The 15,862-nt window shown below is 59.3% G+C and carries 13 protein-coding genes; 11 read left to right on the forward strand and 2 right to left on the reverse strand.

Features of this window, described 5'->3' with window-relative positions; translation table 11 throughout:
• Positions 1–11 precede the first annotated feature (11 nt).
• The 5 genes from cysM to MARHY_RS04745 all read left to right on the forward strand — a co-directional run bounded on the left by cysM (position 12) and on the right by MARHY_RS04745 (position 5,926).
• The gene (gene cysM / locus MARHY_RS04725) at positions 12–905 is read left to right on the forward strand and encodes a cysteine synthase CysM (RefSeq protein ID WP_014420777.1); all 894 of its coding nucleotides are present in this window, start codon (positions 12–14) and stop codon (positions 903–905) included.
• Between the two features lie 26 nt (positions 906–931).
• On the forward strand, positions 932–2,281 hold the full coding sequence (rlmD, locus tag MARHY_RS04730; RefSeq protein WP_014420778.1) for a 23S rRNA (uracil(1939)-C(5))-methyltransferase RlmD: 1,350 nt from the start codon (positions 932–934) through the stop codon (positions 2,279–2,281).
• A 78-nt stretch (positions 2,282–2,359) separates the two neighbouring features.
• Positions 2,360–4,597 (forward strand): GTP diphosphokinase, encoded by a 2,238-nt coding sequence (gene relA / locus MARHY_RS04735; RefSeq protein WP_011785705.1) that lies wholly within the window; start codon positions 2,360–2,362, stop codon positions 4,595–4,597.
• Entirely contained in the window at positions 4,594–5,433 is an 840-nt protein-coding gene (gene mazG, locus MARHY_RS04740; protein WP_014420779.1) for a nucleoside triphosphate pyrophosphohydrolase, read from the forward strand. The genes relA and mazG overlap by 4 nt, the downstream gene beginning before the upstream one ends.
• A 148-nt stretch (positions 5,434–5,581) precedes the next feature.
• Complete coding sequence (locus tag MARHY_RS04745; protein WP_011785703.1) at positions 5,582–5,926, forward strand: hypothetical protein; 345 nt, start codon at positions 5,582–5,584, stop codon at positions 5,924–5,926.
• Positions 5,927–5,997: 71 nt separating this feature from the next.
• Here MARHY_RS04745 and MARHY_RS04750 read toward each other — a convergent pair whose 3' ends face one another.
• Positions 5,998–6,234, reverse strand: a complete 237-nt coding sequence (locus MARHY_RS04750; protein ID WP_011785702.1) for a hypothetical protein — start codon at positions 6,232–6,234, stop codon at positions 5,998–6,000.
• Positions 6,235–6,336: 102 nt separating this feature from the next.
• Here MARHY_RS04750 and ppc point away from each other — a divergent pair, with 102 nt between their 5' ends.
• From ppc to MARHY_RS04780, 6 genes are all read left to right on the forward strand, one after another.
• On the forward strand, positions 6,337–8,982 hold the full coding sequence (gene ppc, locus MARHY_RS04755; RefSeq protein ID WP_014420780.1) for a phosphoenolpyruvate carboxylase: 2,646 nt from the start codon (positions 6,337–6,339) through the stop codon (positions 8,980–8,982).
• A 61-nt stretch (positions 8,983–9,043) separates the two neighbouring features.
• The gene (locus MARHY_RS04760) at positions 9,044–10,414 is read left to right on the forward strand and encodes an HDOD domain-containing protein (protein WP_014420781.1); all 1,371 of its coding nucleotides are present in this window, start codon (positions 9,044–9,046) and stop codon (positions 10,412–10,414) included.
• Between the two features lie 226 nt (positions 10,415–10,640).
• A complete protein-coding gene (gene adk, locus MARHY_RS04765; protein ID WP_011785699.1) occupies positions 10,641–11,294 on the forward strand; it encodes an adenylate kinase in 654 nt (217 codons plus the stop codon).
• Positions 11,295–11,327: 33 nt separating this feature from the next.
• Positions 11,328–12,029 carry a tRNA (adenosine(37)-N6)-threonylcarbamoyltransferase complex dimerization subunit type 1 TsaB gene (gene tsaB / locus MARHY_RS04770; protein ID WP_014420782.1) on the forward strand — a complete coding sequence of 234 codons (702 nt, stop codon included), beginning with the start codon at positions 11,328–11,330 and terminating at the stop codon, positions 12,027–12,029.
• An 87-nt stretch (positions 12,030–12,116) separates the two neighbouring features.
• The gene (locus tag MARHY_RS04775; RefSeq protein ID WP_011785697.1) at positions 12,117–12,506 is read left to right on the forward strand and encodes a hypothetical protein; all 390 of its coding nucleotides are present in this window, start codon (positions 12,117–12,119) and stop codon (positions 12,504–12,506) included.
• Positions 12,506–13,342, forward strand: a complete 837-nt coding sequence (locus MARHY_RS04780; RefSeq protein ID WP_014420783.1) for a class I SAM-dependent methyltransferase — start codon at positions 12,506–12,508, stop codon at positions 13,340–13,342. Before MARHY_RS04775 ends, MARHY_RS04780 begins: the two co-directional genes overlap by 1 nt.
• An 18-nt stretch (positions 13,343–13,360) precedes the next feature.
• On the opposite strand, the gene plsB is transcribed toward MARHY_RS04780, so the two are convergent.
• Entirely contained in the window at positions 13,361–15,832 is a 2,472-nt protein-coding gene (plsB, locus tag MARHY_RS04785) for a glycerol-3-phosphate 1-O-acyltransferase PlsB (RefSeq protein ID WP_014420784.1), read from the reverse strand.
• Positions 15,833–15,862: the final 30 nt, after the last annotated feature.

Raw genomic sequence — 15,862 nt, forward strand, 5'->3', positions numbered from 1 at the left:
AGGGTATCAATATGATTTTCCCCACCATTGAAGATTATGTCGGCCATACACCCCTGGTGCGTCTGCAGCGTCTGCCGGGAGACACCAGTAACGTCATCCTGGCAAAACTGGAGGGGAACAACCCGGCAGGTTCGGTGAAAGACCGGCCGGCTTTGAGCATGATCCAGGAGGCTGAACGCCGGGGAGAGATCAAGCCCGGGGACACCCTGATTGAAGCCACCTCCGGCAATACCGGTATCGCGCTGGCCATGGCCGCGGCCATCAAGGGCTACCGAATGGTGCTGATCATGCCTGATAACCTGAGTGAGGAGCGACGGGCCTCCATGCGTGCATACGGCGCACAGGTGGTGAACGTTTCCCGTGCGCAGGGCATGGAAGGCGCCCGGGATCTGGCCATTCGAATGGAGGCCGAGGGCAAGGGCAAGGTTCTGGACCAGTTCAGCAATGCCGATAACCCTTCGGCCCACTATCACACCACGGGCCCGGAAATCTGGGAGCAGACCGCCGGGCGGGTTACGCACTTTGTCAGCTCCATGGGCACCACCGGCACCATCATGGGCGTGTCCCGTTACCTGAAAGAGCGCAATCCCGATATCCGTATTATCGGCCTGCAGCCAGAGGATGGGGCGTCAATTCCGGGTATTCGCCGCTGGCCGGAGGCTTACCTGCCGAAAATCTACGATGCCAGCCGGGTCGACCAGGTTCTGGATATTGGCCAGCAGGAAGCCGAGGACACCATGCGGGCACTGGCCGAGCGAGAGGGCATTTTCTGTGGTGTGTCCTCCGGCGGAGCCATTGCAGCGGCCCTGAAATTGTCCCGTGAGGTTGAAAACGCCGTGATCGTGGCCATTATCTGTGACCGCGGAGACCGTTACCTCTCCACCGGTGTGTTTCCCGGCGCCTGAGTGGCCCCTAATCAAGAGAATTCTATATGAGTAAGCGTCGCCGCAAGGTTCTGCCCAAGGAGCCTGTGCGTTGTGAAATCGAGACCCTGAGCCACGATGGCCGGGGCATTGCCCGCGCTGATGGCAAAACCCAGTTTGTTGACGGAGCCCTGCCGGGCGAAACCGTGATGGCCAAAATGGTCAGCACCCGCAGCCGGTTTGATGAACTGCGTACAACCGAAGTGCTGGAAGCAGCGCCTGACCGCCAGCAGCCGCCCTGTGAGTTTGCCGATCTTTGCGGTGGTTGCAGTCTTCAGCACATGAGCGCCGATGCCCAGATCCGGTTCAAGGAAAATACCCTGCGCGAGCATTTTGCCCACTTTGGGGGCATTGAACCGGAGCAGTGGGTGGCTCCGATGCGTTCTCCGGATAGCCTCGGCTATCGTCGCAAGGCGCGGCTGGGCGTACGTTATGTGAAGGCCCGGGAGTCGGTGCTGGTTGGTTTCCGGGAGAAACGCAACAGCTTTCTGACCGATATTGACCGCTGCGTGGTACTGGATCCCCGGATCGGTGAGCGAATCGAGCCCCTTCGGGAGTTGCTGCATGGCATGGCGGCATTTGACCGGATTGCCCAGGTAGAAGTGGCCTGTGGCGATGATACGGCTGCCATGGTGTTCCGTAACATGGATGACTTGGTGCCGGACGACCGGGAAAAGCTGATCGCCTTTGGTCAGGCCCATGACTTGCATATCTATCTGCAGCCCAAGGGCCCGGACACCGTGCACCGGATCTGGCCGGAATCCGGCGGGCGGGACGATGAGCGTCTGACCTATCGTATGGATGAGTTTGACCTCACCATGGCCTTTCATCCTATGGACTTCACCCAGGTGAACGCCGGAATCAACCGCAATATGGTGCACCGTGCGGTCGAGTGGCTGGACGTCCAGCCGGGTGAGCGGGTGCTGGATCTGTTCTGTGGTCTGGGCAATTTTACGCTGCCACTGGCCCGCAAGGGCGGTCAGGTTGTGGGTGTGGAAGGTGACGATGCCATGGTGGTTCGTGGCCGTGAAAATGCCCGCTTGAACGATCTCTCCAATGTGGAATTCCATGGTGCCGATCTGCACGGGGATTTCACCGGGCAATCCTGGGCAAAAGAGGGGTTTGACAAGATTCTGATCGATCCGCCACGTTCAGGCGCGGAGGAGATCTGTAAGTATCTGACCGCTTTCGGTGCCAACCGCATTGTTTACGTGTCCTGCAACCCCGCTACCCTGGCGCGGGATGCCGGGGTGATGGTGCGCAACGGTTATCGGCTGGTACAGGCCGGTGTGATGGATATGTTTCCCCATACCACCCACGTTGAGTCCATTGCGTTGTTTGAGCGTAGCGCAGACTGACCGGGTTTCGGGGATACGCAATGGAACGGCCAGGATGGCCGTGAGAATAACCGAAAAACAAACGGGTAAAGCTCTGCCATGGTAAAAGTTCGGGAAGACTATTCGATCAGCGGTGACGGCGAGGTCGATTTAGACCGTTGCGTGCAGCACATCGCTGAACAGACTCATCTCGAGGACCCGGGTCAGCTTCGGAGGGCTTGTGAGAAAGCCGCCCAGATCGCCGTTCAGGCGTTCCGGGAAGACCGCTTGTGGGCGCCCGGTGCCAGCAGTTTCCGGACCGGTCTGGAAATGGCGCAGGTTTTGGCAGAGCTGCATCTTGATCAGGCCAGCCTGGTTGCCGCCGTACTCTATCGGGCGGTGCGTGAAGAACGGGTGCCGCTTGAAGAGGTTCGCAAGGAATTCGGCGATGAAGTGGCGGGGCTGATCAACGGCGTGCAGCAGATGGCTGCGATTTCGTCCATCCATCATCCGCTCAAGGGCAATGTCCTGGGGCAGAGCGAAGGCCAGTTGGACAATGTCCGCAAGATGCTGGTCACCATGATTGATGACGTTCGGGTAGCGCTCATCAAACTGGCAGAGCGCACCTGCGCTATCCGCGCAGTGAAAGATGCGCCGGAAGAAAAACGCATGCGCGTGGCCCGGGAAGTGTTCGATATCTATGCCCCGCTGGCTCACAGGCTTGGTATCGGTCACATCAAGTGGGAGCTGGAAGATCTCTCATTCCGCTACCTGCATGGTTCTGCATACAAGAAAATCGCCAAGTTGCTGGATGAGAAACGGCTGGACCGTGAAAGCTACATCCGCCGCGTGATTGATACCCTGCAAACCGAGCTCAAGGCTTCCGGTATCAAGGCCGAGCTCAGCGGGCGGGCCAAGCACATCTACAGTATCTGGCGGAAGATGCGTCGTAAGGGAATCGATTTTTCCCAGGTTTACGATGTCCGTGCCGTGCGCATTCTGGTGCCGGAGGTTCGTGATTGCTATGGCGCGCTGGGGATTGTTCACACCCTGTGGCGCCACATTCCCAACGAGTTTGATGACTACATTGCCAACCCCAAGGAGAACGGTTACCAGTCGCTGCACACCGCTGTGATCGGCCCGGAAGGCAAGGTCATGGAGGTGCAGATTCGTACCCATGCCATGCATGAAGAAGCGGAGCTGGGTGTGTGTGCCCACTGGCTGTACAAGGGCACCGATACCAGGAACAAATCCACCGGCTACGACGCCAAGATCAACTGGTTGCGCCAGGTTCTGGAGTGGCAGGAGGAGCTGGGAGACATTTCCGGACTGGCGGATCATCTGAAATCAGACGTGGCCTCAGACCGGGTGTATGTGTTTACGCCGGAAGGCCATGTGGTAGACCTGCCCCAGGGCGCCACGCCGGTGGATTTTGCCTACCGGGTGCATACCGAAATTGGTCATGCCTGCCGGGGTGCCAGGGTGAACAGCCGCATTGTTCCGCTGACCTACCCGCTCAAGACCGGGGATCAGGTTTTTATTCTGACCTCCAACAATCCGGCTCCCAGCAGGGACTGGCTCAACCCGAGCCTGGGCTATATTCAGACGTCCAGGGCCCGGGCGAAGGTTACACACTGGTTCAAACAGCAGAACCGTGACCGCAATGTCATTGACGGCCGCGCTATTCTGGAAGATGAGTTCAAGCGCCTGTCGCTGTTTGATGTGGAGCTGGAACAACTGGCAGCCAAGGTCAACTACCACAGCATTGATGATATGTTTGCCGCCATCGGGGCGGGAGACCTGCGGCCTACTCATGTGGCCAATGTGGCTCAGCAACTGTTGGAGCCCCGGTCTGAACAGCTGGATCTTAAGCTGACCCCGAACCGGAAAAAGCCCTACGATACTGAATCCGATATCCAGATACTCGGTGTTGGCAAGTTGAAAACCCAGGTGGCCAAGTGTTGCAAGCCGCTGCCCGGCGACCCGATCGGGGGATACATCACCGTGGGCCGCGGCGTGACCGTGCACCGCCAGGACTGCCTCACGTTCCTGAACCTGCGGGAATTTGAACCGAACCGCATCATTGAAGTGAACTGGGGCGGGCAGCCCGCGGCGGTCTATCCGGTGGATATCGAAATTGAGGCCTACGATCGATCCGGTCTGCTGCGTGACATCACCCAGGTGCTGTCTTCGTCCCGCAGTGATGTGTTGTCTCTCAACACCGTGACCAACAAAGACGAGAACACGGCCACTATGCGGGTGACGGTGGAAATCTCCAGCCTGGAGCAGTTGGCGCGGCTGCTGGCCCAGATTCGGAACCTGCCGAACATCATCGACGTAAGGCGGAAACGCGGATGAGTTACAGCATCGAAGATCTGAAATACCTGATGGCCCGGCTCCGGGATCCGGACACCGGTTGCCCCTGGGACACCAAACAGACCTTTGCCAGCATCGTGCCTCACACGATTGAAGAAGCTTACGAAGTCGCTGATGCCATCGAGCAGGAGGATTTCCCGCATCTGAAAGACGAACTGGGAGATCTTCTTTTCCAGGTCATCTTCTATGCCCGCATGGGAGAAGAAACCGGACACTTTGAGTTTGATGGCATTGTTGACCACTTGGTTCGCAAGCTGGTTCGGCGCCATCCCCACGTGTTTCCGGGGTGCACACTGGAGAGCCGTATCGATCCGGATAATCGACCCGATGAAGCCTGGATCAAGGAAAGCTGGGAGCGCATCAAGGCCGAGGAGCGCGCTGAGAAGCCGGTGGCGGAGACTCCGGCCAGCCGTCTGGACGGTATTGCCCGCACTCTGCCGGCCATGGCCCGGGCGGAAAAACTGCAACGGCGTGCGGCCCGGCATGGCTTCGACTGGCCGGATATCGGCCCGGTGTTCGACAAACTTCACGAAGAGATCGACGAGCTCAAGGAAGCCTGGCAAATGGCCGAGGCCGGTACCGGAGATCTGGATGCGGTTGAGGACGAGCTGGGTGACCTGCTGTTTGTTTGCGTAAATCTGGCACGTTTCCTGAAAGTAAATCCCGAGCAGGCCCTGAAGCGAACCAATCACAAGTTTGATGCCCGGTTCCGTGCCATTGAGCGGGTGCTGGAAAAAGAAGGTCGTAATCTGGATGAAGAAACCCTGGAAGCGCTGGATGCCGTGTGGCAGAGCGTGAAAGGGGTGGAAAAGGAGTAGGGAAGCGGAACTGGAAACCGTCACCGATAGGTACAATCCGTTACCAATTTTCCGTCACCGGCCTGTCATTCTTCGTCTACACTTCCGGGAACAGTCGCACTGAAAAAGTGCGTTGTGCCATCAAACAAGATGCAGGAGTGAAGGCACCATGAAGATCAAAGATCTGGTCAAGCACTGGGATAAACACGGCCGTGGAAGACTGACCCGGGATGCCGCCTATCTGTCTTTGGCTGACCAGCATCATGACCGTTTGCAGAAGCTTGCGGCACTGTATCCGATGAAGTCCACTCAGGATCTGATGCGGGATCTGATCTCCGCCGCTCTCGACGAGCTGGAAACCAGTTTCCCCTACGTTCAGGGTGAGAAGGTTGTGGCTTACGACGAGGATGGCTTTGAAATCTATGAGGACAAAGGCCTGACGCCGCAATTCGTTGCCCTGAGCCAGAAACACATCAAGCGCCTCAAGGCCCGCCAATTGGAGTCGGTTGCCTGACGGTTGCCAACACCCATTGCCATAGATTCTGTAACAACAACGCCGGGCTCAGCCCGGCGTTGTTGTTTGTATTACGACTTCTTCTGTTCTGCCAATCGGTCTTTCAGCGGGCCCTGGCTGATCAGGTCGTCCAGAGCGGCGGCAATCATGTCGTTCAGGATCTCACTTTCGCTCCGGTCCGGGTAGAGTTCCGCCAGGGCCGCAATCCGTGCGGCATCTTCCAGAGGCAGGCGCAGGTTGTATTCATGGCTGCGCTCCTGGGCCTGTTTTTCCTTTTCCCAATGCTGGGGCAGTTCGGTCACTTTCATGTCAGCTCCTGAGCGAAGTGGTTGAATCGTCAATAGACTTTCTGCGTTGCTCCCTAGTATCGTAAGTTTAGATTGTTTCCGTCAATTCAGAAGGAACCTGCCGTGACCGAACTGCACTCGGATCTTCGAGAAAACGTACGTTTGCTGGGCGATCTGCTTGGCCAGAGCATACTCCGATTCCCCGGACAGGACTGCTACGACCGCATTGAAGAAATCCGCGCCGCCGCCAAGGCTGACCGGCGCCAGGAAAGTGGTTCCGGACAACGCCTGGTGAAACTCCTGGGCCAGCTCAGCGATGATGAGCTGCTGCCGGTGACCCGAGCCTTTAACCAGTTCCTTAATCTTGCCAACCTGGCTGAGCAGTACCATGGAATTCGTCGCAAGCAGGGGCATCCGTCAGATCTGATGGTGGAATCCCTGGGGGACGTGTTTGATCGGCTGAAGTCCGGGGGGATAGACCCGCAAGAGTTGCATCGGAAGGTTGCAGATTTACGCATAGAGTTTGTGCTCACCGCGCACCCCACCGAAGTGGCCCGGCGTACATTGATCCTCAAGTACGATGAAATGTCCGATTGCCTGTCGAGGCTGGATCATGACGACCTGATGCCCGGTGAACGGGAGGAAATTGTTGACCGGTTGTCGCTGTTGATTGCCGAGGCCTGGCATACCGACGAGATTCGGCATGAAAGGCCGACCGCCGTGGACGAGGCCAAGTGGGGCTTCGCCGTTATCGAGAACAGTCTCTGGCAGGCGCTGCCGAAATTTCTCCGTAGCCTGGACACCTCGCTGTCGGAGGCGACCGGTCAGGGGCTTCCGTTGCAGGTGTCGCCGATCCGAATTGCCTCGTGGATGGGGGGAGACCGTGATGGCAACCCCAATGTCACCCACGAAGTGACCCGGGAAGTGTTTCTGCTTGGTCGCTGGATGGCCGCAGATCTCTATCTGCGCGATATCCAGGCGCTGAGAGCGGAGCTCTCCATGTGGCAGGCAAGCGATGAATTGCGGGCCGAGGTGGGAGATTCCCGGGAGCCGTATCGCCAGGTGCTGGCCCAGTTGAGGGAACGCCTGATCAAGACCCGGGACTGGGCCGAGGCCAGCGTCAAGGGCGAGCCGGCGGACGATTCGGGCATTCTGTTTGAGAACGAGGATCTGACCGGGCCTTTGGAATTGTGCTATCGCTCCCTGATGGAGTGCGGGCTGGAGACCATTGCCAATGGTCCGCTGCTGGATACCATTCGCCGGGCTCACACCTTCGGCCTGCCACTGATCCGACTGGATATCCGCCAGGAGGCCTCACGCCACGCCGAGGCGGTGGCAGAGATGGTGAACTACCTGGGGTTGGGTGACTATCTGTCCTGGTCGGAACAGGAGCGCCAGGCGTTTCTGGTCAAGGAACTGAAAGGGCGGCGCCCCCTGGTGCCCCGGAATTGGCAACCCTCCGAGCCGGTGCGGGAGGTGCTGGCAACCTGCGAGGTGGTCGCAGGCCAGACACCGGAAGCCCTGGGTTCCTACGTCATTTCCATGGCCAGCAAGCCCTCGGACGTTTTAAACGTGATTTTGCTGCTGCGGGAAGCGGGGATGGCTTTCCCCATGCGCGTTGTGCCGCTGTTCGAAACGTTGGATGATCTCAAGGGGGCACCCGACAGTATGGCGGCCCTGTACGAGGTGGACTGGTATCGGGAATACTGCAGCGGACGCCAGGAAGTCATGATCGGCTATTCAGACTCCTCCAAAGATGCCGGCCAGTTGATGGCGGCCTGGGCCCAGTACCAGGCCCAGGAGAAGCTGACCGAAGTGGCCAATCGATATGGAGTGCATCTGACTCTGTTTCATGGCCGCGGCGGCACCGTGGGCCGGGGCGGTGGTCCGGCGAATCGGGCGATTCTGTCCCAGCCGCCGGGCTCGGTGAACGGCAGCTTCCGGATTACCGAGCAGGGCGAGATGATCCGCTTTAAATTTGGTCTGCCGAGGCTGGCGGTGCAGAGTCTGACCTTGTACACCACCGCGGTGATTGAGGCGACCCTGGCGCCACCACCTGTGCCAAAGGATGAGTGGCGCGAGGTGATGGACTGGCTGACCGAGCGTTCGCTGCGGTCCTACCGTGAGGTGGTCCGTGAGAATCCGGATTTTGTGCCTTACTTCCGCCAGGTCACACCGGAAACGGCTCTGGGTAAACTTGCCCTTGGCAGCCGGCCGGCCCGGCGCAAGGCCACAGGGGGCGTTGAAAGCCTGAGAGCCATTCCGTGGATTTTTGCCTGGACCCAGATGCGGTTGATGCTGCCAAGCTGGCTGGGCAGTGATGTTGCCCTCGAACAGGCGGCCCAGGCGGACCGCCTGCCCGAACTGCGGGAGATGATGCAGGGCTGGCCGTTCTTCCGCACCTACGTGGATATGCTGGAAATGGTCCTCGCCAAGGCAGATTTGCGTATTGCCAGCTATTACGAGCAGACCCTGGTTGAGGACGAGCACTTGCTGGCGCTTGGCCAGAGCCTGAGGCAGCGTTTGCAGGGCTGCATTGAGCGTCTGCTGGAGCTTAAACAGCAACAGACTCTGCTGGAGCAGGAGCCGGTGTTTGCCCATTCAATGAAAGTCCGGAATCCCTACACTGATCCGCTGCACTATCTGCAGGCAGAATTACTCAGGCGTGACCGGGAAAGCGAGGGGGCTGGAAAGGTGCCGGAATTGGTCGAGAGGGCGCTGAAGGTGACCATGGCCGGAATTTCTGCCGGTATGCGAAATACCGGTTAAGGTGCATAATAAGGCCGGGGCCGGACAGCCCCGGCCCATTTGCTTTAAGGAGTTACCCCCGTTGGCATTGTCGGAGAGGCTTTCGCGTTTTCTGGCCCGCAAGGGCATTACCTACCAGCCACTGGAAACGGAGCCCGTTGCCAATCTGGACGCGGCGGTGCTTGCTTCGGGTAAACCCCAGCATGACTTTATCAAGGCGACCCTGCTGATCGATATCAATGGGGTGGTTATGGTGGTACACCGTTTTGACAGCACGCTTGATATGGATGCCGTGCACCAGTTCACCGGTCGGCGCCTGCAGCCGCTGACGGCGCGCCAGACTTCCCGGTTGTTCGGGGACTGTGACGCCGGATTCGTACCTCCGATCGGAGCCGCCTGGGAGCTGCCGGTTCTGGTGGATGAAGATGTAGTGACAGCCGAAAGTGTGATCTTCTCCGGTGGCACGGACCACAGCCTGGTTGAAATGGACGGCCGGGCCTTCCGTCTGGCCCAGGCTGGCGCCCGGCAGGGACATCTGGTTATTCGTGGTCAGGGCGTGGAAGATCGCGAAGCCCTGACTCTGGAAGACGTGGCAGACAAACTGCAAAAGCTTTATCGGCTGCCGCCAATGCCGGCCCTGGCATTGCGAATCCTGCGGCTGACCGCCAATACTGAAGCGACGGCCAAAGAGCTGGCCGAGTTGATCGAATTCGACCCCAGTATGACCGCGCAGATCATGCGCTATGCCCGATCAGCGCTGTTCAACTACCCCGGCCAGATAAACTCTGTACAGGAAGCGGTCACCCGGGTCCTCGGTTTTGACCGGGTTGCCCACATTGCCCTGGGTATTGCCTCGGTGCGGGCGTTTGATGTGCCCCGCGGAGGCATGCTCGGCATGGATAATTTCTGGCGCCACTCGCTTTATTGCGCGTTCCTGTGCCAGAACCTCGCCGCCTATTCCGGCCGCGACAAGGGGCTCGCCTATCTGTGCGGATTGCTGCACAACTTCGGCCTGCTGCTGGTGGGCCATCTGTTTCCATCGGAGTTTGAAGAGCTCAATGCTCTGCGGGAAATCAACCCGGAGGCAAGCATGCACTCGCTCGAGCAGGAAGTGTTTGGCCACAGTGAGCGCCAGGATATTCTGGCTGTTGGTCATGGTGCCATTGGCGGTATTCTGCACCGGCTGTGGCAGTTGCCGGAAGCCGTGATCAAAGCCGCCGGCATGCACCAGCACATCGGATACCATGGCGAGCACGAGGAATATGTCCAGATGGTGCAGCTGGCCAATGCCATACTCAAAGAGCGTGGTATCGGTGACGAACTCAATCCTGACGACCTGCCGGCACTGGTTGAGAGCCTTGGGCTCCGGGCGGATGTGCTGGAGCGGGTTCAGAGCGACATAGACCAGGTGGCTTCCGATCTGGACGTGCTGGCGTCTTCCCTCGCTTCCTGATTATTCCCAGCCCTGCACTGGCCGTTGAGGCAGCTTACAGCCCGGCATTCGGACAATGATACGGAGGTCGACTTTCTCTGCCGGGTGTGAGTTCGTATAATGCTGCCTCGTTTTTGTGCGTGCGCGCCGGATACACGGTCCGGAGCCGTCGAGAGGTTGTCGCAAAGGCAGAGGTCTTTGCCATAACTTTTCAAACGATAATATAAAGCAATGGGAGCACAACGTTATGCGAATCATTATGTTAGGCGCGCCAGGCGCAGGTAAGGGCACCCAGGCCCAGTTTATTACCGAGCGTTTCGAGATCCCCCAGATCTCCACGGGTGATATGCTCCGCGCTGCGGTCAAAGCCGAATCCGAGCTGGGCCTGCAGGTTAAAGAGGTTATGGCGTCTGGTGGCCTGGTGTCTGATGACATCATCATTGCCCTGATTGAAGAGCGTATCCAGCAGCCAGATTGCAAGAACGGCTTCCTGCTGGATGGCTTCCCGCGCACCATTCCCCAGGCTGAGGCCCTGAAAGACCAGGGTATCGCCATCGACTACGTGGTCGAAATCTCGGTTGAAGACGAAGAAATCGTCAGCCGCCTGTCTGGCCGTCGTGTACACGAGGGCAGTGGCCGCATCTACCACGTTAAATACGATCCGCCCAAGGTAGAAGGCAAAGACGATGAGACCGGCGAAGCGCTGATCCAGCGTGAAGACGACAAGGAAGAGACCGTTCGCAAGCGCCTCAAAATCTATCATGAGCAGACAGCGCCGCTGGTGGGCTTCTACCAGAGCTGGGCAGAGAAAGCCCCGGCCGATGCACCCAGGTATGTGCGCGTTGAAGGCGTTGGCAGCCTCGACAGTATTCGCGATCAGATTCTGTCCCAACTGAAGTGATCGAAACCGGCTCAGCCCAGGAGGCGTGATTCTGTGAAACTTCTGGCACTGGATACCTCATCCGAGGGCTGTTCCGCGGCACTCTGGCTGGATGGCCGGGTGACCGAGCGATTCGAGGTGGCTCCGCGGGGCCACACTCGCCTGTTAATGCCCATGGTTCGCGAATTGTGCGCGGAGCAGGGCCTGTCCCCAACCGATCTCGATGCGCTGGCGTTCGCCCGGGGCCCAGGCTCTTTCACCGGGCTGCGGATTGCAACCGGTGTAGTCCAGGGATTGGCCTGGGGGCTGGATATCCCCGTGGTTCCAGTGTCGTCCCTGGCGGCGGTGGCGCTCGCGGCGATCGAAACGCACGCCCTGCAGGAGGGTGATTGCATTGCGGTGGCCTTTGACGCCCGCATGGGGGAGGTTTACTGGGGCGTGTTCCGCTGTGAGGCGGGGCTTCCAGTGTTGCTGAGCGAGGAGCGGGTCTGCCCGCCTGACGCGGTGACTCTGCCACCGGATGCCAGTGGCAACTGGTACGGCGCCGGTCAGGGCTGGACCCTGAAAGAGCAGATGCCCGGTGAACTCGTTGAACGCCTCGCAGCCATTGACGATACGTTGTTGCCGGCAGCGGCCCAGGTGGCGAAGCTGGCCGAACAGGGAATGTCGAACGGGCAGGCGGTGCCAGCAGAGCAGGCACAACCGGTGTATATCCGGGACGAAGTGGCCTGGAAGAAGTTGCCCGGTCGGGAGTGAACCCCGCTCCAACCGCCGTCTTTGCATTCTGCACCAGATCCTCCATAATGCGATGACGACTCTGAATCCTCACCCCGGTGGTGCGTTATGATTGGCGGCATCAATCCCTCAAATCCTTCGTTGTACCAGGCGGGTAATAACTCCCCGGCCCGGGAACGCACGGATGTATCCCGCACCCCGGCGGCGGACCCCCAGGCACTTGCCACGGGTGATGTTCGCAACCAGCTCAATACCGCCCGTCAGGATCGGGATACCGCCCCCGGTAATCCGGCACAGCCCGGTGGTACCGGCCCGGAACTGGACAGCCGGCGTGTCGAAGCCCGGCGCGCGGCGGAAGATGCCCGGCTTGAACGTTTTCGCGCAGATGAATTGCCGCTTCCTGCCGCCCGCGCGCTGTCGGCTTTTGCCGGCGTTGCCGCTGCCGGACAGGAGTTTGAGAGCGGCAGCGTGCTGAGCGGAATTGATATTCTGGTCTGATGCCGTCGCCTTCCTCTCACACCGAGCTTCCGGATTCCTCGTCTCTCCGTCACATCCTGGCCGTTGCTCATAGCCCCTTGGCTGAACCGGGCGTAGCCCGTACGCTGGCCACCGAGCTGGGGCTTGACTGGCTGGGCGTGATCGCCCCCAAACAGGTTCGGGACTACGGTCTTCTATTGTTCATGGACGAGCATGGGCTGGCGTTACAACAAACCGGTAAAGGTGCGCCCGGGCCAGTCAGGGCGGAATTTGTCAGTGGCAAGATGGGCTACCGGCGCGAGCACGGTGGTGGCGCTGGCCAGTTGGTGGCGCGCGCCGTGGGTATGCAGAAAACCCGCGCTCCGTTGCAGGTGCTTGATGCCACCGCCGGCCTCGGCCAGGACGCCTTTGTACTGGCCTCCCTGGGGTGCCAGATGACACTGTTCGAGCGTAACCCGATCATTCATGCCCTGTTGGCCGATGGCCTGTACCGGGCTAGCCTGAATGAGGCTTGTGCACCGATTGTGGCGCGAATGACGCTGCACTCTGGCAACTCACTGGACTGGATGAACCAGGCAGGACCCGAAGCCGTCGATGTGGTCTATCTGGACCCGATGTTTCCGCATCGGGACAAGTCTGCGCTGGTCAAGAAGGAAATGCAGGTGTTCCGGCAGGTGGTGGGTGATGATGACGACGCCAGCCAGCTACTGGAGGCCGCGCTCGGCTGTGCCCGCTATCGGGTGGTGGTCAAACGCCCCCGCAAGGCACCCGCGATCGCCGGACCGGAGCCGGCTGCACGGGTTGAGGGTAAAAGCAGTCGCTACGACATCTATCCGATCCGGGCGCTGCCGGCCTGACAGTGCCGCAGCGATCTGTCAGGCGTCGAGCATGGTGACCTGCTGGATCGCCTGGCGTTTCTCCACGCTCAGAACCAGACGGGCGTCTTCAGCCACTTCATCCAGACCCTCGCCATAGCACAGCCGGCCGTCTTCATCGGTTGTGAGAACGCCGTTTTTCTGCATATTGGCGATGAAGTTCCGGAACAGGGTCTTGTCAAAGAACTCCGGTGCGTTCAGGCCGAACAGAATCGACATCCGTTCCGCCAGCAATGTGCTCTGTTCTTCCAGCTCTGCCGCCGTCAGGTTGCCGGAGCCATATTTCCTGAGTATGCCCAGGGTGATGTGATAGCGTTCCAGGGTCTGGATGATGAAGCGGGACAGAATCCGCGACCGCAGCATCGCTTCGGTACCTTCCTCAGGCCGTCCCAGACGCTCATCCTCAAGCCTGATCAGCAAGCCCTGGTCCACCAGCACGTCAATCCACTGGTTGATCACCGCGTCTACCTTTTCCTGGTCATACTGCAGGAACAGCTCTGACTGCAGGTAGGGATAGGCGACGCTGGTGAGGAAAACGATCTTTTCCCGGCTCAGGCTGGCCTTGTTCTCGAACAGGCTGGCAATGAGGGCTGGCAGAGCAAACAGATGCTGGATGTTGTTCCGATAGTAAGTCATCAGGATGGCGTTCGAGCCCTCCAGGGCAATAATGTCGCCCAGTTTCTGGGGCTGACGGGTAATCAGCCCCATGTTCTCGCAATAGGCAATCCAGTCCCGGCCGCTGCCTTCGGGCAGGGTAATGGTTTCGGCATAGGGATAGGCGCGGAGCAGGTCAGCATACTTGTCCAGCAGGCGGATCAGTTGGCCCTCATCCATCGCCAGCCGCTCAGTGCCCAGCAGAACGGTGGCCGTCATGCCAATCGGGTTCACGGCCACCGAGGCGTTGATGTTGCTGGCCACACGCTGGGACAGATTATCAACGGCCTGGTTCAGCCAGGGGGGACGATACTCGGTGTCATAGGCTTCGTGGCGCCAGCTTTCGTGAACGTCGTCCAGTACCTTGTCCAGGTGGATCGGATCACCGAAGTTGACGGCAACGCGGCCAAACGAGTTGGTCAGTTTGCGAGCGGTCTTGGCGAGACCGAAAATGCTTTCTTTCTGTTTCTTTTTCCCGCGCAGCTCGCCGAGGTAGGAGCGCCCTTCCATGACTTTCTCGTAGCCGATGTACACCGGTACAAAAACGATGGGCTTGCGGTGATCCCGCAGGAAGCTTCGCACGGTCATTGACAGCATGCCCGGGCGCGGAGGCAGCATGCGGCCGGTCCGGGAGCGGCCACCCTCGACGAAATACTCCACCGAGTAGCCCCGGGTGAACATCACATGCATGTACTCGTTGAACACCGTGGCGTAAAGCGGGTTGTCCTTGAAGCTGCGGCGCATGAAAAACGCGCCACCACGTCGCAGGATTGGTCCCACGATGGGCATGTTCAGGTTAATGCCTGCCGCAATGTGGGGCGGCATCAGGCCGTTTTTGTAGAGCACATAGGACAGCAGCAGGTAGTCGATGTGGGAGCGGTGGCAGGGTACGTAGACCACAGCGTTGTCCTGTGCCGCTTCCTTGGCTACCCCAATGTTGTGGATGGCAATGCCGTTGTAGATCCGGTTCCAGAGCCAGGCCAATACCAGTTCCAGGAAGCGAATAGTGACAATCGACATGCTGGCGGCGATCTCGTCGGCGTATTTGTAGGCCTTGGCGCGGACCTTCTCCGGCGGGATATCATCCTTCGCAGCAGTCTCACGGATGGCTTCCTTGACCGCCTGGGTGCGTACCAGCCCTTCCACCAGGGTGCGTCGATGCGACAAATCCGGCCCCAGCACCGCCTGGCGGACACGACGGAAGTGGGTTCGCAGAATTCGCGCCAGCTTGCGGTTGGCCTTCTGCTCGTTGTCGCGATACTCGTCCACCACCTGCCTGAGTGACAGCGGCTGGTTGAACTGCACGTAGGTGTTGCGACCATGCACAAGAATAATCAGAAATTTCTGCAGGCGGCCCGCCACCGACCAGGTGTCTGAGAGCAGTAGCTTGACCAGGGACTTTTCCTTGTCGGGTGATCGGCCCCAGAACAGCGAGACGGGCACAATCTGGACGTCCTGATCCGGATGTTCCAGCCCGAAGTGGACCAGATCAGTAAATTCCCGGGTAGGCACCGGCTTGTGCCGGCCGCCCCGAAACAGGCCGCCAATGCGTTTGTAAAGGAAGAAAAACGAATGCGAGGGCCCGTTTTTGACCGGCAAGGTATCTGTGGCTCCCGGCAACCGGGCCCGGATGACTTCCTGCTCCAGCACCAGACGGCTCGACAGTGAGCTGTACTGGAGCACGTAACAGACGGGCTTGTCCGGGTCCAGCCCGAGGGCTTCCAGGGTATTGCCACTGACATCAGTCCTGACCCATAAAAACAGGATCTTTCGGAAAAGAGACAGGATCAGGCTGCGAATGCCCTGATAAAGTCGCATAAACGGTTACTCCGGTCCTGGAAACAGGCG

The organism is Marinobacter nauticus ATCC 49840, from assembly GCF_000284615.1.
GTDB classification, from domain to species: domain Bacteria; phylum Pseudomonadota; class Gammaproteobacteria; order Pseudomonadales; family Oleiphilaceae; genus Marinobacter; species Marinobacter nauticus.

Coding starts and splice junctions, on each gene's coding strand:
- cysM (WP_014420777.1), top strand. CDS start 12: ATGATTTTCCCCACCATTGAAGATTATGTCGGCCATACACCCCTGGTG.
- rlmD (WP_014420778.1), top strand. CDS start 932: ATGAGTAAGCGTCGCCGCAAGGTTCTGCCCAAGGAGCCTGTGCGTTGT.
- relA (WP_011785705.1), top strand. CDS start 2,360: ATGGTAAAAGTTCGGGAAGACTATTCGATCAGCGGTGACGGCGAGGTC.
- mazG (WP_014420779.1), top strand. CDS start 4,594: ATGAGTTACAGCATCGAAGATCTGAAATACCTGATGGCCCGGCTCCGG.
- MARHY_RS04745 (WP_011785703.1), top strand. CDS start 5,582: ATGAAGATCAAAGATCTGGTCAAGCACTGGGATAAACACGGCCGTGGA.
- MARHY_RS04750 (WP_011785702.1), bottom strand. CDS start 6,234: ATGAAAGTGACCGAACTGCCCCAGCATTGGGAAAAGGAAAAACAGGCC.
- adk (WP_011785699.1), top strand. CDS start 10,641: ATGCGAATCATTATGTTAGGCGCGCCAGGCGCAGGTAAGGGCACCCAG.
- MARHY_RS04775 (WP_011785697.1), top strand. CDS start 12,117: ATGATTGGCGGCATCAATCCCTCAAATCCTTCGTTGTACCAGGCGGGT.
- MARHY_RS04780 (WP_014420783.1), top strand. CDS start 12,506: ATGCCGTCGCCTTCCTCTCACACCGAGCTTCCGGATTCCTCGTCTCTC.
- plsB (WP_014420784.1), bottom strand. CDS start 15,832: ATGCGACTTTATCAGGGCATTCGCAGCCTGATCCTGTCTCTTTTCCGA.